The organism is Pseudomonas sp. RC3H12 (assembly GCF_018596375.1).
Classification (GTDB): domain Bacteria; phylum Pseudomonadota; class Gammaproteobacteria; order Pseudomonadales; family Pseudomonadaceae; genus Aquipseudomonas.
This window is the reverse complement of record NZ_CP075595.1, coordinates 1,524,124-1,548,212: the sequence shown is the minus strand read 5'-3', so window position 1 is coordinate 1,548,212 and position 24,089 is coordinate 1,524,124. Positions and strand designations below refer to the sequence as shown.

The following is a 24,089-nucleotide window of genomic DNA, read 5'->3' as shown; positions in this document are numbered from 1 at the left end:
CTCAGACGCCCGCCATTTCATTCATCATTCTTTCGATATCGGACAAGCCGTCCTCGCTCAACGACAAGCCGGTGCTGGCACAGGCCTGGGCAAAATCATTCAATTGCGGTTTCTCGAATAGCAGGCGCAGGGGGATGTCGATGCCCAGGCCCGAGTTGATCTTGGAAATCAGCTGGGCCGCCAGCAGCGAGTGCCCGCCCAGCTCGAAGAAGTCATCGCCCAGGCCCACCCGCTCGACCTGCAGCACCTCGGCCCAGAGCGCCGCCAACTGCTGTTCCAGTTCACTGACCGGGGCCACGTAGGCCGGCTGCGACTGGCGGGTATCGGGGGCCGGCAGTGCCTTGCGGTCGAGCTTGCCGTTGGGCAGCAACGGCATGCGTTCGAGCAGCACCAGGTACATCGGCACCATGTAGTCCGGCAGGCTGGCGCCCAGGTGCGCCTTCAGCTCGGCGCGCAGGGCGTCCTCGGCCTCGGGCATGGTGTTGGGTACCAGGTAGGCCGCCAGTTGCTTGCCGCCGGGGCCATCGATATCGACCACCAGTACCTCGCGCACCGCCGGGTGCTCGCGCAGGCGCGCCTCGATTTCGCCCAGCTCGATACGGAAGCCGCGAATCTTCACCTGATGGTCGATACGCCCGGCGTACTCCACCACGCCGTGCTCGCGATAGCGTGCCAGGTCGCCGGTGCGGTACAGGCGCCCGCCCGGCGTTGTCGCGAACGGGTCGGGGATAAAGCGTTCGGCGGTCAGCCCCGGACGATTGTGATAGCCGCGGGCGAGCAGCTCGCCACCGACCAGCAGTTCACCGATGGCGCCCGGCAGGGCCAGGTCGGCATCGGCGTCCACCAGGTGGATCGAGCGACCGCCCAGGGCCTTGCCGATCGGGATCTGCACCGGCAGGGGTTGCTCGCCGGTGACATAGGCGCTGCAGTCGTGGCTCATGACGCTGACGGTGGCCTCGGTCGGCCCGTAGGTGTTGAGCAGCCGCACATGGCCTAGCCCGGCCTGTTGCCAGGCCAGCACGCCATCGGCGGCCATGGCCTCGCCCCCCATGTGGATGCGCCGCAGCGAACCATAGTCGCGCGGCCCCTTGGCCGCGAAGTCCTTGGCCAGCAGATACCAGTAGGCGGTCGGCAGGTCGGCGAAGGTGATGCCCTGGGTCACCACTTCACGGTAGAAGGTCTCGCTGTCCCACAGCGTCGGGCCGCGCAGCACCACGCTGGCGCCGCAGATCAGCGCCGGGTAGAGCTGCTCGACGAAGGCGTCGAAGTTGAAGGTGGAGAACTGCAGCACCCGGTCGGCCGCCGACAGGCCGCAGAAACCCTGGGCGACATGGGCATGTCGGCTCAGCGCCGCAGCGCTGATGCCGACGCCCTTGGGGCGCCCGGTGGAGCCGGAGGTGTACATGATGTACGCCAGGTTGTCGGGGTCGCCCAGCGCCGGCAGCGCATGGCTCGGCCAGGCATCGAGCGGCTCGCTGTCCAGGCACAGGCTGCGCACCTGCGGTGCCACCGCCAGGGCTTGCAACTGGGCGCTGTGGCCAAGCAACAGGGCAATGCCGCTGTCCTCCATCATGTAGGCCAGGCGCTCGTGCGGGTAGTCGGGGTCCAGCGGCACATAGGCGCCGCCGGCCTTGAGCACGCCCAGCAGGCCGACCACCATGTCCAGGCTGCGCGGCAGGGCGATGCCCACGCGTACGTCCGGGCCGATGCCCGCCTCGCGCAGGCAATGGGCCAGCTGGTTGGCGCGCAGGTCCAGGGCCTGGTAGGTGAGCTGCTGCCCTTCGCAGATCAGCGCCGTGGCGTGCGGGGTACGCGCGGCCTGGTCGGCGATCAGCTGCTGCACGGTGCGCTGGTCAGGGTAGACCGCCTCGTGGCGGCTCCACTGCCCGAGGATGACCTGGCGCTGCGCCTCATCGAGCAGCGGCAGCTCGACGATCCGCTGGGCAGGCTGGGTGCTGACTGCCTGCAACAGGTTGAGCCAGTGCGCGGCCATGCGCTCGATGGTGGCGTGCTCGAACAGGTCGCTGACGTAGGTCAGGGTCGCGCCGAGGCCGTCCTCGCTTTCGAAAGTATCCAGGGCAAGGTCGAGGTGCGCCGTGGGGTTGCCCCAGCTCAGGCCTTCGATGCTCAGCCCAGGCAGTTCGCGCCCCTGGTCCGAGCGTTGGGCCTGGTGGTTGAACATCACCTGGAACAGCGGGTTGTGGCTCAGGCTGCGCTCCGGCTGCAGCGCTTCGACCAGTTGCTCGAACGGCAGATCCTGGTGCGCCTGGGCCTGCAAGGCGGCGTGCTTGACCTGTTGCAGCAACGCGCTGAAGGTCGTGTGCAGCTCGAACTGCGCCTTGAGCACCTGGGTGTTGACGAAGAAGCCGATCAAGCCTTCGGTCTCAGCCCGGGTGCGGTTGGCGATCGGCACGCCGACACGGATGTCGGCCTGCCCGGTCTGGCGGTGCAGCAAGCTCTGGAACGAAGCCAGCAGCAGCATGAACAGCGTCACCCCTTGCTGGCGCGCCTGCGCCTTCAAAGCCTGGACCAGCGGCGCCGGTACCTCGATGGCGAGGCTGCGACCGGCGTGGCTTTGCACAGTGGGCCGTGGATGATCGGTGGGCAGTTGCAGCACATAGTGCTCGCCGCCCAGCTGCGCCAGCCAGTAGTCCAGCTGGCGGGCCTGCTCGCCGGCCTCCATCCACTGGCGCTGCCAGACGGCATAGTCGGCGTACTGCACCGGCAAGGCCGGCTGTTCGGGTTGCCGGCCCTGGCTCAAGGCCAGGTAGGCGTCGACCACTTCATCGACCATGATCGGCATCGACCAGCCATCGGCGACGATGTGATGCAGGGTCAGCACCAGCACGTGATCGTCCTCGGCCAGGCGCAACAGGCGTACTCGCAGCAGCGGCCCCTGGGTCAGGTCGAACGGGCACTGGATCTCACGAGCCACGCGCTCGCGGACCGCCTCGGTGGAGGTGTCCTGCAGCGATTCCATGACCAGGGTGAACGTCGCGGGCGCGTGGATACGCTGCTGCGCCTCGCCACCTTGCTGATCGAAGGTGGTGCGCAGGCTCTCATGGCGAGCGATCAGGCTCTCGAAGGCCTGACGCAACGCTTCGGGGTTCAGCCGCCCCTTCAGTTGCAAGGCTGCAGGGATGTGATAGGCGGCGCTATCCGGCTCCAGTTGCCAGAGGAACCACTGACGCTGCTGGGCGTACGACAGCACCAGCGGCTGGTTGCGATCCGCCACGGTAATGGCGGGGGCCTGGCTGGCTGCACCCTCGCCTGCGGCCTGGGCGAAGGCCTGCAGGTCGGCGGACTCGAACAGGCTGCGCAGCGACACTTCCACATTCAGGCGCTGGCGGATGCGCGAGGTGACCTGGGTGGCCAGCAACGAGTGGCCGCCAAGCTCGAAGAAGTTGTCGTGCAAGCCGACCTGCTCGACCTTCAGCACCTCGGCCCAGATCGCCGCCAGTTGCTGTTCCAGTTCCGTGCGCGGAGCCACGTAGCCTTGTTGCAGCTGGCTGGCGTCCGGCTTGGGCAAGGCCTTGCGGTCCAGCTTGCCGTTGGCGGTCAGTGGCCACTGCGCCAAGACCAGGAAGTGCGTCGGCACCATGTAGTCCGGCAGGTTGGCTTTGAGGTGCTGTTTCAGCGTGTCACGCAGGGCCGCATGATCGGCAGCTGGATCTTGAGCGATCAGGTAGGCCGCCAGTTGCTTGCCCCCTGCCCCGTCGATATCCAGCACCAGCACTTCACGCACCGCCGCATGTTCTTGCAGGCGTGCTTCGATCTCGCCCAGTTCGATACGGAAGCCACGAATCTTCACCTGATGGTCGATACGGCCCACGTACTCGATCACGCCCTGTTCGCGGTAACGCGCCAGGTCGCCGGTGCGGTACAGGCGTCCGCCCTCACTGGAGAACGGGTCCGGCACGAAGCGCTCGGCGGTCAGCGAGGCACGGTTGTGGTAACCGCGCGCCAAGCCGGCATGGCCGACATGCAACTCGCCGGTGCAGCCCTTGGCCACCGGATTGAAGTCAGCGTCCAGCACATACATCGACAGGTCCGGAATCGCCGCACCGATCGGGCTGCCCGCCTGTTGCGTGTCGGCGAAGCGGATCGGCCGGTACGTCACGTGCACCGTGGTCTCGGTGATGCCGTACATGTTGATCAGGTTGTCGCAATCCTCGCCGAAGCGCTCGAACCATGGCTGCAGTGCAGCCACATCCAGGGCTTCGCCGCCGAAGATCACGTAGCGCAGCGCCAGATCGGCAGTGCTGTCACAGGCCACACGCATCAGCGGTTTAAACGCCGATGGGGTCTGGTTGAGCACGGTCACGCCCTGCTCCACCAGCAACTGGTGGAAGTCTTCCGGGGAACGGGTAGTTTCACGCGGGACGATCACCAGGCGGCCGCCATGCAGCAGCGCACCGAAGATCTCCCACACCGAGAAATCGAAGGCGTACGAGTGGAACAGCGTCCACACATCCTGCGGGCCGAAGCCGAACCAGGCATCGGTGGCATTGAACAGACGCAGCAGGTTGTGGTGTGGCAGCAAGGTGCCTTTTGGCTTGCCGGTGGAGCCCGAGGTGTAGATCACATAGGCCAGGTTGTCCGGCTGGGTCAGGTGCTCGGGGTTTTCGTCGCTGTAGCCGGCCAGATCATCTTCCAGCTTCAAGCCGCGCACATGCGCCGGCACCGGCAGGTCGGCCAGCAAATGGTCTTGAGTCAGCAGCAGTGCGATGCCGCTGTCCTCCATCATGTAGCTCAGGCGGTCCTGCGGATACTCCGGATCCAGCGGCACATAGGCGCCACCGGCCTTGAGGATCGCCAGCAGGCCGACGATCATCTCGAAACCACGCTCCACCGCGATGCCCACCAGCACATCCGGCCCCACGCCCTGCTCGCGCAGCTTGTGCGCCAGGCGGTTGGCACGGCGGTTGAGCTGGTCATAACTCAGCGCCTGCCCGGCAAAGGTCACGGCGATCGCTTCAGGCGTACGCGCCGCCTGCTGCTCGATCAGCGCGTGAGCGCACTCGGTGCTTGGGTAACGCCGCACATTCGCTTGCCACTCCTCCAACTCGAGCGCATCGAGCAATGGCAACTGCGCCACGCGTTGGGCGCTGTCCTGGCAGATGCCCTGCAACAGATTGCGCCAGTACCTACCCAGACGCTCGGCAGTGGCCGGATCGAACAATGCAGTGGCGTAGGTCAGGATGGCGTTCAACCCCGCGTCGTGCTCGACCGTGTTCAGGACCAGGTCGAACTGGGTGCTGCGGTCTTCCCAACCCAGCCCCTCGATCCGCAGCCCGGCCAGTTCCTGGGCCATGCCGGGGTTTTCCGCCTTGTGGTTGAACAGCACCTGGAACAGTGGGCTGTGGCTCAGGCTGCGTTCGGGTTGCAGCGCCTCGACCAGTTGCTCGAACGGCAGGTCCTGGTGCGCCTGGGCCTGCACGGCGGTGTGCCGGACCTGTTGCAGCAATCCGGCGAAGGTGGTCTGCGGCGCGAACTCAGCCTTGAGCACCTGGGTGTTGACGAAGAAGCCGATCAGGCCCTCGGTCTCGGCCCGGTTGCGGTTGGCGACCGGGACGCCGACGCGCACCTGCGATTGACCACTGAGGCGGTGCAGCAGCACCTGGAACGAGGCCAGCAACAGCATGAACAGGGTCACGCCCTGTTGCCGTGCGGTGTCTTTCAGCGCCTCGGCGAGTTCCGGCTCCAGGCGGATATCCAGGCGTGCCCCGGCATGACTCAGCTGCAACGGGCGTGGGCGGTCGGCAGGCAACTCCAGCACCGGTTGCTCCTCGCCCAGTTGCTGACGCCAGTAGTCGAGCTGGCGCGCCTGCTCGCCCGCCGCCATCCACTGGCGCTGCCAGGCAGCATAATCCGCGTACTGGAACGCCAGGGCCGGCAGTTGCGCCTCGGCGCCCTGACGGTACCCGGCATACAGACGCACCACTTCATCGACCATGATCGGCATCGACCAACCATCGGCGACGATATGGTGCAGGGTCAGGACCAGCACATGCTCGTCGGCGGCCAGGCGCAGCAGGCGGGCACGCAGCAACGGGCCGTGCTCCAGGTCGAACGGCTGCGCGGTCTCCTGCGCAACTCGCGCCTGAAGCGCCTCGCTCGCCACCGTCTCGACCGGCAGGTCGAAATCACCTGCGACATGGATCCGTTGCCAGGCCTGTTCGCCTTCCTGATGGAAGGTAGTGCGCAGGGTTTCGTGACGGGCGATCAGCGCGGCGAAGCTGCTGCGCAGTGCCTCGATATCCAGCTCGCCTTGCAGGCGCAGGGCCGAAGGGATGTTGTAGGCAGCGCTGGCCGGTTCCAGCTGCCAGAGGAACCACTGGCGTTGCTGGGCGTAGGACAAGGCCAACGGCTGGTTGCGGTCCACGACGGTGAACGCTGGCGCCTGGCTGGCCGCACCTTGGCCGGCGGCTTGGGCGAAGGCCTGCAGGTCGGCGGATTCGAATAGGCTGCGCAGCGACACTTCCACATTCAGGCGCTGGCGGATGCGCGAGGTCACTTGGGTAGCCAGCAATGAGTGGCCGCCGAGCTCGAAGAAGTTGTCGTGCAAGCCGACCTGCTCGACCTTCAGCACCTCGCTCCAGATCGCCGCCAGTTGCTGCTCCAGCGCCGTACGTGGGGCCACGTAGCCCTGTCGCAGTTGGCTGGCATCCGGCTTCGGCAGGGCCTTGCGGTCCAGCTTGCCGTTGGCGGTCAATGGCCACTGGTCCAAGACCAGGAAGTGCGTCGGCACCATGTAGTCCGGCAGGTTGGCTTTGAGGTGCTGTTTCAGCGTGTCACGCAGGGTTGCATGGTCGGCTGATGAATCTTGAGCGATCAGGTAGGCCGCCAGTTGCTTGCCCCCTGCCCCGTCGATATCCAGCACCAGCACTTCACGCACCGCCGCATGCTCTTGCAGGCGCGCTTCGATCTCGCCCAGTTCGATACGGAAGCCGCGGATCTTCACCTGATGGTCGATCCGCCCCGCGTACTCGATCACGCCCTGCTCACGGTAACGCGCCAGGTCGCCGGTGCGGTACAGGCGCCCGCCTTCGCTGGAGAACGGGTCCGGCACGAAACGTTCGGCGGTCAGCGAGGCACGGTTGTGGTAACCCCGCGCCAGGCCGGCATGGCCGACATGCAGCTCGCCCGTGCAGCCCTTGGCCACCGGATTGAAATCGGCGTCCAGCACGTACATCGACAGGTCCGGAATCGCCGCACCGATCGGGCTGCCCGCCTGTTGCGTGTCGGCAAAACGGATCGGCCGGTAGGTCACGTGCACCGTGGTCTCGGTGATGCCGTACATGTTGATCAGGTTGTCGCACTCTTCGCCGAAGCGCTCGAACCATGGCTGCAAAGCGGCCAGATCCAGGGCTTCGCCGCCGAAGATCACGTAGCGCAGCGCCAGATCGGCAGTGCTGTCACAGGCCACGCGCATCAGCGGCTTGAACGCCGACGGGGTCTGGTTCAGCACGGTCACGCCCTGCTCCACCAGCAACTTGTGGAAGTCCTCCGGCGAGCGGGTCACCTCACGCGGCACGATCACCAGACGACCGCCATGCAGCAGCGCACCGAAGATCTCCCACACCGAGAAGTCGAAGGCGTACGAGTGGAACAGCGTCCACACATCCTGCGCATCAAAGCCAAACCAGGCGTCCGTCGCCTTGAACAGGCGCAGCAGGTTGTGGTGCGGCAGCAGCGTGCCTTTTGGCTTGCCGGTCGAGCCCGAGGTGTAGATCACATAGGCCAGGTTGTCTGGCTGGGTCAGGTGCTCGGGGTTTTCGTCGCTATAGCCGGTCAGATCATCTTCGAGAGACAGGCTGCGCACGTGCGCCGGCACCGGCAGCCCGGCCAGCAGATGGCCTTGAGTCAGCAGCAACTGAATGCCGCTGTCCTCCATCATGTAGCTCAGGCGATCCTGCGGGTACTCCGGATCCAGCGGCACATAGGCGCCCCCGGCCTTGAGGATCGCCAGCAGGCCGACGATCATCTCGAACCCGCGCTCCACGGCGATGCCCACCAGCACATCCGGCCCCACGCCCTGCTCACGCAATTTGTGCGCCAGGCGGTTGGCACGGCGGTTGAGCTGGTCGTAGCTCAGCGCCTGCCCGGCGAAGGTCACGGCGATCGCTTCAGGCGTGCGCGCCGCCTGCTGCTCGATCAGCGCATGGGCGCATTCGGTACTCGGGTAACGCTGCACATCAGCCGTCCACGCCCCCAGCTCTGCCGCATCGAGCAACGGCAACTGCGCCACACGCTGGGCGTGATCCGCACAGATGCCCTGCAACAAGTTGCGCCAATGCCGGCCGATGCGCTCGACCGTGGCCGCATCGAACAGCGAGGTGGCATAGGTGAACGCCGCAATCAGCCCACCCTCGTGCTCGGCCGTGTTGAGGATCAGGTCGAACTGGGTGGTCTGCGCTTCCCAGCTCAAGCCCTCGACCTGCAACCCGCCCAGCTCACGGACCATGCCCGGGCTTTCGGCCTGGTGGTTGAACAGCACCTGGAACAGCGGGTTGTGGCTCATGCTGCGTTCGGGCTGCAGCGCCTCGACCAGTTGCTCGAACGGCAGGTCCTGGTGCGCCTGGGCCTGCAGCGAGGTTTCACGCACCTGCTGCAGCAACGCGGCAAAGGTGGTCTGCGGCGCGAACTCGGCCTTGAGCACCTGGGTGTTGACGAAGAAGCCGATCAGCCCTTGGGTTTCGGCACGGGTACGGTTGGCCACCGGCACGCCGACACGGATATCGACCTGCCCGCTGTAGCGGTGCAGCAGGGTCTGGAAGGAGGCCAGCAACAGCATGAACAGGGTCACCCCCTGCTGGCGCGCCAGGGCCTTGAGCCCCTGCGCCAGGGAGGCATCGATATCGATGGCCAGGCGTGCGCCCTGGAAGCTCTGCACCGACGGCCGCGGGCGGTCGACAGGCAGTTCCAGCAGCGGCTGCTCGCCCGCCAGTTGCTCGCGCCAGTAACCGAGCTGGCGCTCCTGCTCGCCCGCCTCCATCCAGTCGCGCTGCCACAGGGCGTAGTCGGCGTACTGGATCGGCAGCTCGGCCAGGGTTACCGGCGCGCCCAGGCGCAAGCCCTCGTACAGGCGGATCAGCTCGTCCACCAGGATCGGCGTGGACCAGCCATCGGAAACGATATGGTGCACGGTCAGGATCAGCACATGCTCTTCAGGCCCCAGCACCAGCAGCCTGACCCGCAGCAACGGACCATGCTCCAGGTCGAACGGCTGCTGCACCTCGGCCTCTACCCGCGCGTGGGTGGCTGCCTGCAGGTCCGTCGAATCCGCAGGCACGAAGGGCTCCACCGCCAGCGCCACGGGCATTGGCGGATGGACGATCTGCAGCGCGCCGTCACCTTCCTGGCGGAAGGTAGTGCGCAGGGTTTCGTGGCGCGCCACCAGGCTGTCGAAGCTGCGCTGCAACGCCTCGACATCCAGCGTGCCCTTGAGCCGCAGCGCCGCCGGGATGTTGTAGGCGGCGCTGTGCGGGTCGAGCTGCCAGAGGAACCACTGGCGCTGCTGTGCATAGGAAAGCGCTGCCCCGTCCGCCGAGTCCCTTCTGAAGATCGGGGTGACCCCGTAGAGGTTGACACCCTGGCGCTTGAGCAAGGCTGCCAATGCCTTGCGCTCCCTGGTGGACAGCGACTTTACGGAGTCGAGCAGCTCTTGCACTTTGAATGTCTCCCGCTAAGCGATCAGATTATCTATTTCCTGTGCAGTAAGACGTTTCAAGGCCTCCAAGGATTTAGTCAGCTCGTCATGGGCGTTGGCGACCTGCCCCGACTTGCGCTCCACCACCTGGCTGAAGTCGGCCAGCGTGGCCTGCTCGAACAGCTCGTTGAGGCTCAGGTCGACGCCCAGTTGCTCGCGCACCCGGCCGATCACCTGGACGATCAGCAGCGAGTGCCCGCCGAGGTCGAAGAAGTTGTCCTGCAGGCCCACCCGCTCGACCTGCAGCACCTCGGCCCAGATCGCCGCCAGCTTGCGCTCCAGCTCCGTGACCGGTGCCACGTGGGCTGCCTGCAACTGGCTGGCATCCGGCAGCGGCAGGGCCTTGCGGTCGAGCTTGCCGTTGGGGGTCTGCGGCATGCGCGCCAGGCCTACCAGATGGTTCGGCACCATGTAGTCCGGCAGGCCGGCTTTCAGGTGCGCACGCAGCTCGCCGCGCAGCGCTTCCACGCTTTGCTGCGCATCGTGCAGCACCAGGTAGGCGGCCAGCTGCTTGCCGGCCGGGCCATTGATATCGATCACCGCGGCCTCGCGGATCGCCGGATGCAACAGCAGGCGCTCCTCGATCTCGCCCAGTTCGATACGGAAGCCACGGATCTTCACCTGGTGGTCCAGGCGCCCGACGTACTCGATCACCCCGTCCTCGCGGTAGCGGGTCAGGTCGCCGGTGCGATACAGGCGCGCGCCCGGCTCGCTGGCGAACGGGTCCGGGACGAAACGCTCGGCGGTCAGGCCCGGGCGGTTGTGGTAGCCCCGCGCCAAGCCGTCGCCGCCGATCAGCAACTCGCCACGCGCCCCTTGCGGCAGCACGTCGAGCTCGTCGCTGAGCACGTGCAGGCGGGTGTTGGCCAGCGGCCGTCCCAGCCACACGTCGTCGCTGTCGGTCAGGTAATGGCAGGCCGACCAGATGGTGGTCTCGGTCGGGCCGTAGACGTTCCACACATGCCCGGCCTGGGCGATCAGGCGCTGGGCCAGCTCGGCGCTCAGTGCCTCGCCGCCGCACAGCACCTTCTTGCCGGCAAAGGCGCCGGGCGCCGCGGCGTCCAGCAGCATGCGCCAGGTCGACGGGGTGGCCTGGACGACGCTGACCGCCCGGGCCTGGATCACCGCCAGCAACGCCTGCGGGTCCTTGTTCACCTGTTCGCCCAGCAGCACCACGCAGGCACCGCGCAGCAACGGCAGGTACAGCTCGAGGCCGGCGATGTCGAACGACAGCGAGGTCAGCGACAGCACCTTGTCATGAGCATCGATACCCGGCTGGCGCGCCATGCTGCAGAGGAAGTTGACCAGCGCGTCGTGGCGGATGGTCACGCCCTTGGGCTTGCCGGTGGAGCCGGAGGTGTAGATCACATAGGCGAGGTTTTCCGGGTGCGCCAGCGGGCGCGGGTTGTCCTGGCTGTACTCGCCCGGCTGCGCCTGGTCCAGGCACAGGCAGCGCACCTGCGGCGGGACCGGCAGGCGTTGCACCAGGCTGGACTGAGTCAGCAGCAGCGCGATGCCGCTGTCCTCCATCATGTAGGCCAGGCGGTCCTCGGGGAACTGCGGGTCCAGCGGCACGTAGGCGCCACCGGCCTTGAGCACCGCCAGCAGGCCGACAAGCATGTCCAGGCTGCGCTCCACCGCGATCCCCACCAGCACATCGGGGCCGACGCCCAAGCTGCGCAGGTGGTGGGCCAGGGCGTTGGCGCGCTGGTTCAGTTGCGCGTAGCTCAGCGACTGCTCGCCCAGCACCGCGGCGACGGCCTGCGGCGTGCGGGCAGCCTGTGCCTCGATCAGCTGCTGGACGGTCTGCCCGCGCGGGTAGTCGGCGGCGCTGTCGTTCCAGGCGTACAGGGTGCGCTCGCGCTCCTCGCGGCTCAGCAACGGCAGTTCGGCGACGCGCTGCCCGGCGTCCTGGCAGATGCCCTGCAACAGGTTGCGCCAGTGCTCGGCCATGCGCGCTACGGTCGCCGGCTCGAACAGGCTGGTAGCGTAGGTCAGGGTCGCGCTCAGGCCGCCTTCGTGTTCGGCAGTGTCCAGGGTCAGGTCGAACTGTGCGGTCTGCTTGTCCGACACCAGCCCCTGCAGGCTGAGGCCCGCAAGTACGCGGGATTCACCCAGCACCTGGGTCTGGTGGTTGAACATCACCTGGAACAGCGGGCTGTGGCTCAGGCTGCGCTCGGGCTGCAGGGCTTCGACCAATTGCTCGAAGGGCAGCTCCTGATGCGCCTGGGCGCCCAGGGCGGTGTGCTTGACCTGTTGCAGCAGTTCGTCGAAACGAATCTGCGGCTGGAAGCGCGCATCCAGCACCTGGGTGTTGACGAAGAAGCCGATCAGGCCTTCGGTCTCGGCCCGGGTGCGGTTGGCCACCGGCACGCCGACACGGATGTCCGACTGGCCGCTGTGGCGATGCAGCAAGGCCTGGAACGAGGCCAGCAGGAGCATGAACAGGGTCACGTCATGCTGCCCGGCCAGCGTCTTGAGCTGGGCAACCAGGCTTGGCTCGAGGTCCACCGGCAGGCGCGCACCCTCATACTGCTGCACCACAGGGCGCGGGCGATCGGTGGCCAGTTCGAGGATCGGCTGGGTGCTGCCCAGGCGCGCCTGCCAGTAGTCGAGCTGGCGCTGTTGCTCGCCGGCTTCCATCCACTGGCGCTGCCAGGCCGCGTAGTCGGCGTACTGGAAGGCCAGCGCCGGCAGTTGCGGGGCCTGACCGTGCAGATGGCTTTCATAGCCGCGCACCAGTTCATCGACCAGGATCGGCATCGACCAGCCGTCGGCAACGATATGGTGTAGGACCAGCACCAGCACATGCTCGTCGGCGGCCAGGCGCAGCAGGCGGGCGCGCAGCAGCGGGCCGTGTTGCAGGTCGAACGGCTGGCGCACCTGGGTCTCGACCCAGGCCTGCACGCCGGCTTCGTCCAGGGCGGCCGTGGTGATGTCCAGCGGCGTTTCCAGCCGCGCATGTACCACCTGCTCGGCACTGTCGCCCTGCTGGCGGAAGGTGGTGCGCAGGGTTTCGTGACGGGCGATCAGCGCGGCGAAGCTGCTGCGCAGTGCCTCGATATCCAGCTCGCCTTGCAGGCGCAGGGCCGAAGGGATGTTGTAGGCAGCGCTGGCCGGTTCCAGCTGCCAGAGGAACCACTGGCGTTGCTGGGCGTAGGACAAGGCCAACGGCTGGTTGCGGTCCACGACGGTGAACGCTGGCGCCTGGCTGGCCGCACCTTGGCCGGCGGCTTGGGCGAAGGTTTGCAGGTCGGCGGACTCGAACAGGATGCGCAGCGACACTTCCACATTCAGGCGCTGGCGGATCCGCGAGGTGACCTGAGTCGCCAGCAGCGAGTGGCCGCCGAGCTCGAAGAAGTTGTCGTGCAGGCCGACTTGCTCGACCTTGAGCACCTCGGCCCAGATCGCCGCCAGTTGCTGCTCCAGCGCCGTGCGTGGGGCCACGTAGCCCTGTTGCAGCTGGCTGGCATCCGGCTTGGGCAGGGCCTTGCGGTCCAGCTTGCCGTTGGCGGTCAGCGGCCACTGATCCAAGACCAGGAAGTGCGTCGGCACCATGTAGTCCGGCAGGTTGGCTTTCAGGTGCTGTTTCAACGTGTCGCGCAGGGTTGCGTGGTCTGCATTTGCGTCCTGGGCAATCAGATAGGCGGCCAGTTGCTTGCCCCCTGCCCCGTCGATATCCAGCACCAGCACTTCACGCACCGCCGCATGCTCTTGCAGGCGCGCTTCGATCTCGCCCAGTTCGATACGGAAGCCACGGATCTTCACCTGATGGTCGATCCGGCCCACGTACTCGATCACGCCCTGTTCGCGGTAACGCGCCAGGTCGCCGGTGCGGTACAGGCGCCCGCCTTCGCTGGAGAACGGGTCCGGCACGAAGCGTTCGGCGGTCAGCGAGGCACGGTTGTGGTAACCCCGCGCCAGGCCGGCATGGCCGACATGCAGCTCGCCCGTGCAGCCCTTGGCCACCGGATTGAAATCGGCGTCCAGCACGTACATCGACAGGTCCGGAATTGCCGCGCCGATCGGGCTGCCCGCCTGTTGCGTGTCGGCAAAGCGGATCGGCCGGTAGGTCACGTGCACGGTGGTCTCGGTGATGCCGTACATGTTGATCAGGTTGTCGCAGCCCTCGCCGAAGCGCTCGAACCACGGTTGCAGAGCGGCTACATCCAGGGCTTCGCCACCGAAGATCACGTAGCGCAGCGAAAGGTCGGATGCACTGTCACAGACCACGCGCATCAGCGGTTTGAATGCCGATGGGGTCTGGTTCAGCACGGTCACGCCCTGCTCCACCAGCAACTGGTGGAAGTCTTCCGGCGAACGGGTGGTTTCACGCGGGACGATCACCAGACGACCGCCATGCAGCAGCGCACCGAAGATCTCCCACACCGAGAAGTCGAAGGCGTACGAGTGGAACAGTGTCCAGACATCCTGCGGGCCAAAGCCGAACCAGGCATCGGTGGCCTTGAACAGGCGCAGCAGATTGTGGTGCGGCAGCAAGGTACCTTTCGGCTTGCCGGTCGAGCCCGAGGTGTAGATCACATAGGCCAGATTGTCCGGCTGGGTCAGGTGCTCCAGATTCTCGTCGCTGTAGCCAGCCAGATCATCTTCGAGAGACAGGCTGCGCACATGCGCCGGCACCGGCAGGCCGCCCAGCAAATGGCCTTGAGTCAGCAGCAGTGCGATGCCGCTGTCTTCCATCATGTAGCTCAGGCGATCCTGCGGGTATTCCGGATCCAGCGGCACATAGGCGCCCCCGGCCTTGAGGATCGCCAGCAGGCCGACAATCATCTCGAAACCACGCTCCACCGCGATGCCCACCAGCACATCCGGCCCCACGCCCTGTGCGCGCAGCTTGTGTGCCAGGCAGTTGGCACGGCGGTTAAGCTGGTCATAGCTCAACGCCTGCCCGGCGAAGGTCACGGCGATCGCTTCAGGCGTGCGCGCCGCCTGCGCTTCGATCAGCTCCTGGGTGCAAGTCGTACTTGGATAGCTGGCAACCACCTGCTGGTCTTCCACCGGCAGGCTGAGCGCACCCAGGGCACGCTGACCATCAGCCGCCAACTGCGCGAGCAGGTGCTGGAAGTGCCCCGCCAGCTGGTCGATGGCCAGCTCGCTGAAGCACTGGCGATCGAAACTGAAGCTCGCCTCCAGGCGCTCGCCCACCTGCACCACCAGGGTCAGCGGGTAGTTCGTCTGTTCCTGGTTCTGCACCTCGCCGAACTGCAGGCCTTGCGGCGCGCCCTGTTGCAGCGCCTCGGCGACCGGGTAGTTCTCGAATACCAGAATGTTGTCGAACAGCGCCTCGCCACTCCAGCCGGCCCAGCGCTGGATCTCGTACAACGGCGTGTGCTCGTGCTCGCGCAGGGCCAGGTTCAGCGCCTGCACCTGCTGCACCCAGTCGCCCACGGTCTGTTCCGGGCGTGGGCTGGCGACCACCGGCAAGGTGTTGATGAACAGCCCCAGCTGCTCCTCGACGCCCGCAAGCTCCGCCGGACGGCCGGCCACGGTGGCGCCGAAGGCCACGCTGGCCTGGCCGGTGTAGCGTTGCAACAGCAACAGCCACGCGGCCTGGACCAGGGTGTTGAGGGTGACCCGCTGTTCCCGGGCGAAGTCCGCCAATTGCTGGGTCTGTTGCGGTTCGAAGCGCAGCGCCAGGCTGCCATGGCCTCGCCCCTGGGCCGAGGACTTGAACGCCTGTACCAGTCGCGTTGGCTCGTCCAGCTCGGCCACCTGGGCGCGCCAGAAGGTTTCGCTGGCCTGCTGGTCCTGGCCTTGCAGCCACTGGATATAGTCGCGGTAGCGGCTGGTCCTGGCGCTCGGGGCGACGCCGCTGTAACGCTGCAGCACCTCGCCGAGCAGGCGCGAGCTGCTCCAGCCGTCCATCAGGATATGGTGGCTGGTGTAGATCAGGTGATGGCCGCCGTCAGCCGTGCGGATCAGTGTCAGGCGCAGCAGCGGGCCGCTGGCCAGGTCGAAGCCGGCCTGGCGCTCGGCCTGGGCCACGGCGTCCAGGTCCTGGGCCTGGCCGAGTTCGACGAACGGCACCTGCACCTGGCGCCGCACCACCTGCACAGGCAACGGCAGGTCCTGCGGGAAGCAGCTGCGCAGCACTTCGTGATTGTCCACCACCGCCTGCCAGGCCGCGCGGAAGCGTGCCACATCCAGCCCCTGCACGTTCACGCGCAGTTGGTTGATGTAGTTGCCCGCGTCCTGCTCGTAGAGGCTATGGAACAGCATGCCCTGCTGCATCGGCGACAGCGGATAGAGGTCTTCGATGTCCCCCGCAGCCAGCGGCAAGCTGTCCAGTTGCGCCTGGGTCAGCTCGGCCAGTGGGAAGTCCGATGGCGTGACGCCCTGGTGCGGCGCCTGGGCGCAATGCTCAACCAGCTCGGCCAGCACCTGCTCGTAGCGGCGCGCCAGGGCCTCGATGGTCCCTGGATGGAACACCTCGCGGCTGAAGCTCCAGTCCAGCTCCAGCTCGCCCTGGTAGACCTGGCCGTTGATGCCGAGCCAGTTGCCCAGCGGGCTGTCCAGGTCCTGGGTGGCGCCACTGCCTTCGCTGGCCGGGGTGAACAGGGCACCCTCAACCTCTGCGAAGCTGCCGTCGAACTGGCCCAGGTAGTTGAAGGTCACCCGTGGCTGCGGCAATGCCGCCAGACGCTCGCGCAGGTCGGGCTCGCCGAGATAGCGCAGCACACCATAGCCGATGCCTTTGTTCGGCACCGAACGCAGTTGTTCCTTGATTGCGCACAGCCCCTCGCCAAGCCCTTGGGCCGGTGCCAGGCGTACCGGGAACAGGCTGCTGAACCAGCCGACGGTGCGGCTGAGGTCCAGTTCCGGGAACAGGTCTTCGCGGCCGTGGCCTTCGAGCTGGATCAGTACCGAATCCTCTCGGGTCCAGTCGCACAGTACCCGTGACAAGGCCGCCAGCAGCAGGTCGTTGACCTGGGTGCGGTAGGCGGCGGGTGCCACCTGCAGCAGCTTGCGGGTCAAGGTTGCGTCCAGGCGTGACGAGGCATGAGCGACGTGACGAGTGGTCTGGGCGCCCGCCGGGTTATCGCAGGGCAACTCGCCGCCAGCGGCTTCAAGGCCGCGCAGCCAGTGTTCGGCCTCGGCCAGCAGTTCCGGGCTGCGGACATAGGCGCCAAGGCGCTCGGCCCAGGCCTTGAGCGAGCTGCTCTTGGCTGCCAGCGTCACGGCCTTGCCGGCGGCCAGGGCCGTGTAGGCCAGTTGCAGGTCTTCCAGCAGTACCCGCCAGGACACACCGTCGACCACCAGGTGGTGGATCACCAGCAGCAAGCGCTGCTGGCCCTCGGGCAGTTCTACCAGCAGCGCCCGCAGCAGCGGCCCCTGGGCCAGGTCGAGGCTGCGCTGGGCCTGCTCGGCCAAGGCCGGCAGCTCGGCCAGGTCACTCAGTTGACGAACCCAGAGGATATCGTCGGCCTTGGTGGGCTGGAATTCGGCCTGCCAGGCCTCGCCCTGGGTGAAGCGCAGGCGCAAGGCGTCGTGCTGAGCGACCAGCGCCTGCAATGCGCCTTGCAGGTGGTCAGCGCCAAGGGCCTGGGTCGGTTTGAGCAGCAGGGCCTGGTTCCAGTGCTGGCGCTCCGGGATAGCGGTTTCGAAGAAGCGTGCCTGGATCGGCAGCAGTGGCATCGAACCACTGACCTGCTCGACCGCCACGGCCTTTTTCTCGATGCGCTTGGCCACCGCCGCCAGCTGGCCGATGGTCTGCTTCTCGAACAGCTGCTTGGGGCTGAGCTTGATGCCCTGGCGCTTGGCCCGGGCGATGATCTGCAGGCTGAGAATCGAGTCGCCGCCCAGCTCGAAGAAGTTGTCGGTGCTGCCGACCTGGTCGAGCTTGAGCACCTCGGCCCAGATGGCCGCCAGGGCCTCTTCGATCTCGCCGACCGGCGCGGTGTACTGACGCCGGGCGACACCCGGCGCCGGCAAGGCGCGCTTGTCCAGCTTGCCGTTGGCAGTCAGCGGCAGGCGGTCCAGGACCAGGATCTGCGCCGGCACCATGTAGTCCGGCAGCCGGTCCTGCAGCTGCTGGCGCAAGGCTTCACCCTGCAGCTCCTGGCCCACGCACCAGCCCACCAGTTGCAGACGGCTTTCGTCGCCTTCCACCGGCTGCGCCAGGACCACCGCCTCGGCGACCCCGTCCAGCCCCCGCAGCACCCGCCCCACCTCGGCCGGTTCAACGCGATAACCGCGCACCTTGACCTGGTCGTCGGCGCGGCCGATGAATTCCACTTGGCCCGAACGATTGCGCCGCACCCGGTCGCCACTGCGGTACAAGCGCTGGCCAGGCCGCGTCGGGTCCGGCAGGAAGCGTTCGGCGGTCAGGCCCGGCTGGCCCAGGTAACCCTGGGCCACGCTGGCGCCACCGATGTACAGCTCACCGGCGACCTGATCGGCCACCGGGTTGAGCACATCGTCGAGCAGCAGCACATGGGCGCCCGGCAAGGGCTCACCCACCGGCACGGCACGGGCGCCCTCGGCGAGCGCGGCCACTTCATGGGTCAGCACGCCGACCGTGGTCTCGCTCGGGCCATAGTGGTTGATCAGGCGGCAGCCCGGCTTGAGCCGGCGTACCTGCTCCACCAGGGCTGGCGTGCAGGCCTCGCCTCCGACGATCAGTGCATGCTCGGGCAGCACATCGGCGGGGTTGCCGGCTTGCAGCAACGCCGCCAGGTGGCCGGGGACGATCTTCAGCACGCCGACCTGGTGTTCGGCCATGTAGCGGGCGAAGGCGTCCGGGTCGAAGCCCAGCGCCTCGGGCAGTACATGCAGCAGGCATCCGGAACACAGGGCACCGAACAGCACGGTGTAGCCCAGGTCGGCGGCGATGGTCGAGACCAGCGCCATGCTCGCCCCCGGCGCAGGCGCCAGGCGTTCGAGCAGGCCGGCGACGTAGCTGGCCAGGGCGCCATGGCTGACCAGTACGCCCTTCGGCTGACCAGTGGAGCCGGAGGTGTGGATCACATAGGCCGGCGATTCGGCCCACAGCGTGAGCGCCGGCGCGTTGGCCGGCAGGTCCTGCCATTGTTCAGGGACATAGGCCAAGGTCAGGCGATCGGCGGCGGCCAGGCTGGCCAGTCGCGCATCGCCGGCGGCACACAGCAGCACCTTGGCTTGCGCGGCGTCGAGCATCTGCCGCAGGCGCGTTTCAGGCGCCTTGGTGTCCAGCGGCATGTACACGGCGCCAGCCTTGAGGATACCGAGCATGCAGGTCAGCCAGTCCAGCGAACGCTCCATCAGCACCGCAACCGGTTGGCCGCTGACCACACCCTGCTGTTGCAGGTGATGGGCCAGGCGGTTGGCGGCCTGGTCCAGGGCGGCGAAGCTCAGGCTGTGCTCCAGGCTGCAAGCGGCAAGCGCCTCGGGCTGCCGGTGCACCTGCTGCTGCCAGTGTTCCAGCACCAGCGCCGGCACCTCACGCTGCGGCGCCTGCTCGCTGCGCAGCGGCGCGGCCAGGCGGTGCAGCGGCAACTGCGGGGCGTCGAGCAGCAGGCCCAGCAACTCGATGAAGGCCGGAATGAAGGCCTCTACGGTCGAACGCTGGTAGAGGTCGCTGGCGAAGGTCATTTCGCCATGGATCAGCTGGCCGTCGTCGGTGATGTCCAGCGCCAGGTCGAAGTGGGTGCCGACCTTATCCAACGGGTACTCGGCGACACTCAGGCCCGGCAAGGCCAGCGAGCGCTGGCGCTGCATGCCGACGTTCTGGTTGAACTTGACCTGGAACAGCGGGTTGTGGCCGAGGTTGCGCTCCGGCACCAATGCGTCCACCAGTTGCTCGAACGGCAGTTCCTGATGCGCCTGGGCGCCGAGCACCGCTTCGCGCACCTGGGCCAGCAGGTCATCGAAGCTCAGGCGCTCGTCCACCTGGCAGCGCAGCACCTGGGTGTTGACGAAGAAGCCAATCAACCCCTCGACCTCGGCACGGCCGCGGTTGGCGTTGGGTACGCCGATGCGGATATCGCGCTGCCCGGCCTGGCGCGACAGGAACAGCGAGAAACCGGTCAGCACCAGCATGAACAGGGTCATGCCCTGGGCGCGGGCGTAGCCGCCCAGGCGTCGGGACAGCTCGACGCCAAAGTCGAAGCCCAGGGTCTGGCCATCGAAGCTCTGGGCCAGTGGACGCGGGTAGTCTGCGGCGACCTCCAGCAGCGGTTGCTCCTCGCCCAGCTGCTGGCGCCAGTAGTCGAGCTGGCGCTCGCCCTCCCCGGCCTCCAGCCAGCTGCGCTGCCAGATGGCGTAGTCGGCGTACTGCACCGCCAGCGCCGGCAACTGCGGCGCCTGGCCCTGGCTGAACGCCTGGTAGCTGTGCACGAACTCCTTGACCATCACATCCATCGACCAGCCGTCGGAGACGATGTGGTGCATGCACACCAGCAGCACATAGTCCTCGGCCGCCAGCCGGTACAGGGTGGCACGCAGCAGCGGGCCGTGCAGCAGGTCGAACGACTGGTGACTGGCCTCGCGCACCCGCGTGGCCAGCTCGGCCTCACGCTGGTCAGTGGCGATGGCGGTGAGGTCGACCTGTTCCAGGGGCACGGCCAGATGATCGAGGATCACCTGGCGCGGCTGTTCGCCCTCGACCTGGAACACCGTGCGCAGCGCCTCGTGGCGCGTCGCCAGGTAGTCGAATGAGCGCTGCAGTGCTGACACATCGAGCCGGCCGCTCAGGCGCAGGCCAGCAGCCATGTTGTACGCCGCGCTGTGCGGCTCCAGCTGCCAGAGGAACAGCAGGCGCTGCTGGGCGAAGGACAAGGGAATGCTGGCGAAGTCGTGCCGGGACTCGACCACCGGCAACAGGCTGAAGTCCTTGCCGTCCTCACGCAGCTTGGCGAGGAACTGCCGGCGCTGCTCCAGGGGCAGGCTGACGAACCGTTTCGCAATGCGTACCGCCATGTTGCCACTCATGCCTCAACCCCTTCCAAGGAACCCAGGAACGCGTCCATATCCGACCAGTCATCATCCGTATCGCCGCCCTGCAGCCGCGCCAGCTCGGCGGCCAGGTCACCCAGCGCCGGTTGTTCGAACAGGCTGCGCAATGGCAGCACCAGGCCCAGCTGATCCTTGATCCGCGCCAGCACCTGGGCGGCCAGCAACGAGTGCCCGCCGAGTTCGAAGAAGTGATCGTCCAGGCCAACCTTCGGCACGTTCAGCACCTGCATCCAGATCTGCGCCAGTTGTTGCTCGACGGCGCTCTGCGGCGCCCGGTACTCGGCCTGCAGCGCACTAGGGTCCGGCGCCGGCAGGGCTTTGCGGTCCAGCTTGCCGCTGGGCGTGAGGGGCAGGCGCGGCAACAGCAGCAGGTGGCCGGGCACCATGTACTCGGGCAGGCGGGCCTTGAGCAGGCTGCGTACCTGCTGGCGCAAGCGCGCCTGTTCGGCGGCATCCTGTTCGGCGGCGTCAGGCACCACATAGGCCACCAGTTGCAGGCCGCCGGTCATCGGCAGCGCCAGCACCACCGCTTCGCGAACCCCCGGGCACTGTTGCAGGCGCGCCTCGATCTCGCCGAGTTCAATGCGGAAACCGCGCACCTTGACCTGGTGATCGACGCGGCCGATGTATTCGATGGCGCCATCGCTGCCCAGGCGCGCGCGGTCGCCGGTGCGGTACAGGCGTTCGCCCTGGGCGAACGGATCGGCGACGAAGCGCTGGGCAGTCAGTGACGGCTGGCCGTGGTAGCCACGGGCCAGGCCCGGGCCGCCGATGTACAACTCGCCCACCGCGCCCTGGGGCAGCAGTTCGAGGTCATCATCGAGGATGTACAGGCGACGCTGCGCCAGGCCCTGGCCAATGGGGATGCCACGCCAGGACACTGCCTCATGGCCAAGCCCGGTGCAGTCGTGAATGGTCGAGACCACCGTGGCCTCGGTCGGGCCATAGGTGTTGAGCAGGCGCACATGGCCGAGCCCGGCCAGTTGCCACAGGCGCAGCCCGTCCACCGCCATTGCCTCGCCGCCGACGTGGATCTGGCGCAGCGCGCCGTAGCTGGCCGGCGGACGCGCGGCGAAGTCCTGCACCAGCCAGTACCAGTAGGCGGCCGGCAGGTCGGCGAGAGTCACCCCGTGCTCGATCAGCACTTCGTGCAGGGCGGCGCTGTCCCACAGGCGGGTATCGCGCAGCACCACGCAGGCGCCATGGCACAGCGGCGGGAAGAACTGCTCGACGAAACCATCGAAGCTGCTGGTGGCGAACTGCAGCACCCGGTCGCCTTCGCGCAGGTCGCTGTAGTCGATGGCGCGGGCGATGAACTCGCTCAAGGCGCCGTGGCTGATCGCCACGCCCTTGGGCCGGCCGGTGGAGCCGGAGGTGTAGATCACATAGGCGAGGTTGTCGGGCACGACGGTCAGCGGCAGGTCAGCGACCGGCTCGTCTTCCAGTTTCAGCTGGTCCAGGCACAGGCAGCGCACTGCCTCCCGCGCCGGCAGGCCGGGCAACTGCGCGGAAGTGGTCAACAGCCACTGCAGGCCGCTGTCCTCGAGCACATGGCCGAGGCGCTCGGTCGGTGCCTGGAGGTCCAGCGGCACATAAGCGCCACCGGCCTTGAGCACGGCCAGCAGGGCCACGGCCAGGTCCAGCGAGCGATCCAGGGCCACGCCGACCAGGCTGTCGGGGCCAACGCCCTGGCGACGCAGGAAATGGGCCAGGCGATTGCTCCGGGTGTTGAGCTCGGCATAGCGCATCGACGGCGCCTCGGCGCCATTGGCCAGGATCAGCGCCAGGGCCTCGCCGCTGCGCGCAGCCTGGGTTTCGAACAGGCGCTGCACCGGCTCCCACGGCGCCACATCGGCCACCGGGCACAGCAACGCCTGGCGCTCGGCCTCAGCCAGCATCGGCAGCTCGCCCAGGCGCTGGCGCGGATCGTTGCACACCGCGCGCAGCAGGTTGCGCCAGTGGCCGGCCACGGCACTGATGGTGGTTTCATCGAAGATATCGGTGGCATAGGTGAAGGCGGCGAACACCTGCTCGCCCTCCTCGCGGGTATCGAGCATCAGGTCACTGGTGGCCGCATGCTGGCGGCGGCTGCCGGCCAGTTGCTCGGCGCTCAGGTAGCCCACGCGCAGTCCGCAGTCCAGGCGCACGTCCTTGAGGTCGGTGACCAGCGGCTGGTGGTTGAACATCACCTGGAACAGCGGCGTGTGGCTTTGGCTGCGCTGGGGCTGCAGGGCTTCGATCAGCGCGTCGAACGGCAGGTCCTGGTGCGCCTGGGCACCGACCGAGGCCTGGTGCAGGCTGCGCAGCAGGTCGCTGAACGGCGTCTGCGCGGTGAACTGGCTGCGCAGCACCTGGGTATTGACGAAGAAGCCGACCAGCCCCTCGGTTTCGCTGCGGTTGCGGTTGGCGATCAGGCCGCCGACGCGGATGTCGGCCTGCCCGCTGTAGCGGTACAGCAGGGTCTTGAACACCGCCAGCAGCACCGTGGAGAGCGTCACGCCGTGCTGCTGGGCCAGTTGCTTGAGATCTTCGCGCAGGCCAGCGTCGAGCACCAGCTCCAGGCGCTCGCCCAGATGGCTGGGCTGGGCCGGATAAGGCCGGTCGGTCGGCAGCTCCAGCAACGGGTGCTCGTCGCCCAGCTGATCGCGCCAGTAGTCCAGCTGGCGCTCGTGCTCACCGGCCTCCAGCCAGCTGCGCTGCCACAGCGCGTAGTCACGGTAGTGCACCTTGATTTCCGCCAGCGCAGGCTCGCGCCCCGCCACCAGGGCGTCGTAGCTACGCATGAACTCGTCGATCAGGACGTTCATCGACCAGCCGTCGGCGATGATGTGATGCAAGGTCAGCAGCAGTACATGCTCCTGGGGCGCCAGGCGCAGCAGGGCGATGCCGAACAGCGGGCCGCGCTCGAGGTCGAAGGCCTGGGTCGCCTGGGCCGCCGTCTGCTGGTGCGCGCGCTCCCAGCGCGTGGCTTCGGGCAGATCGGCCAGGTCGAACAGCTGGATGCCTACCTGCGTTGGCTCGGCTACCCGCTGCACGGCGCGCTCGCCGTCCTGGGCGAAGGTGGTGCGCAGGCATTCGTGGCGGCCGACCAGCAAGGTGAAGGCCCGTTCCAGTGCCTGGACCTGCAGCTCGCCTTCCAGGCGCACGGCCATCGGCAGGTTGTAGGCGGCACTGTGGGGTTCCAGCTGCCAGAGGAACCACATGCGCTGCTGGGCGTAGGACAAGCCGTCGCGCTCGCTCAGGCCGACACAGGACGACATGGGCAACTGCGCGAAATCGATACCCTCGCGTCGCATCCCTTCGAGGAACAAGCGACGCTTGTCCAGGGGCAACTCGATGAAACGGCGGGAAAGTTTCTGGGCGTCTGCGGCATTCATGTGTGGGGTCCTTGCTGATCGGCGGCGCGGCCGGAAGGTCCGGGCGC

Annotated in this window: 3 protein-coding genes; all 3 read right to left on the bottom strand. The window is 67.3% G+C overall.

Features of this window, described 5'->3' with window-relative positions; genetic code table 11:
• Window position 1 precedes the first annotated feature (1 nt).
• The 3 genes from KHO27_RS07155 to KHO27_RS07145 are packed head-to-tail and all read right to left on the bottom strand — an operon-like array spanning window position 2 to window position 24,042.
• The gene (locus KHO27_RS07155; protein WP_214501504.1) at window positions 2-9,673 is read right to left on the bottom strand and encodes a non-ribosomal peptide synthetase; all 9,672 of its coding nucleotides are present in this window, start codon (window positions 9,671-9,673) and stop codon (window positions 2-4) included.
• Between the two features lie 15 nt (window positions 9,674-9,688).
• Window positions 9,689-20,641 carry a non-ribosomal peptide synthetase gene (locus KHO27_RS07150; protein ID WP_214501503.1) on the bottom strand — a complete coding sequence of 3,651 codons (10,953 nt, stop codon included), beginning with the start codon at window positions 20,639-20,641 and terminating at the stop codon, window positions 9,689-9,691.
• Complete coding sequence (locus KHO27_RS07145) at window positions 20,638-24,042, bottom strand: non-ribosomal peptide synthetase (RefSeq protein WP_214501502.1); 3,405 nt, start codon at window positions 24,040-24,042, stop codon at window positions 20,638-20,640. Before KHO27_RS07145 ends, KHO27_RS07150 begins: the two co-directional genes overlap by 4 nt.
• Window positions 24,043-24,089: the final 47 nt, after the last annotated feature.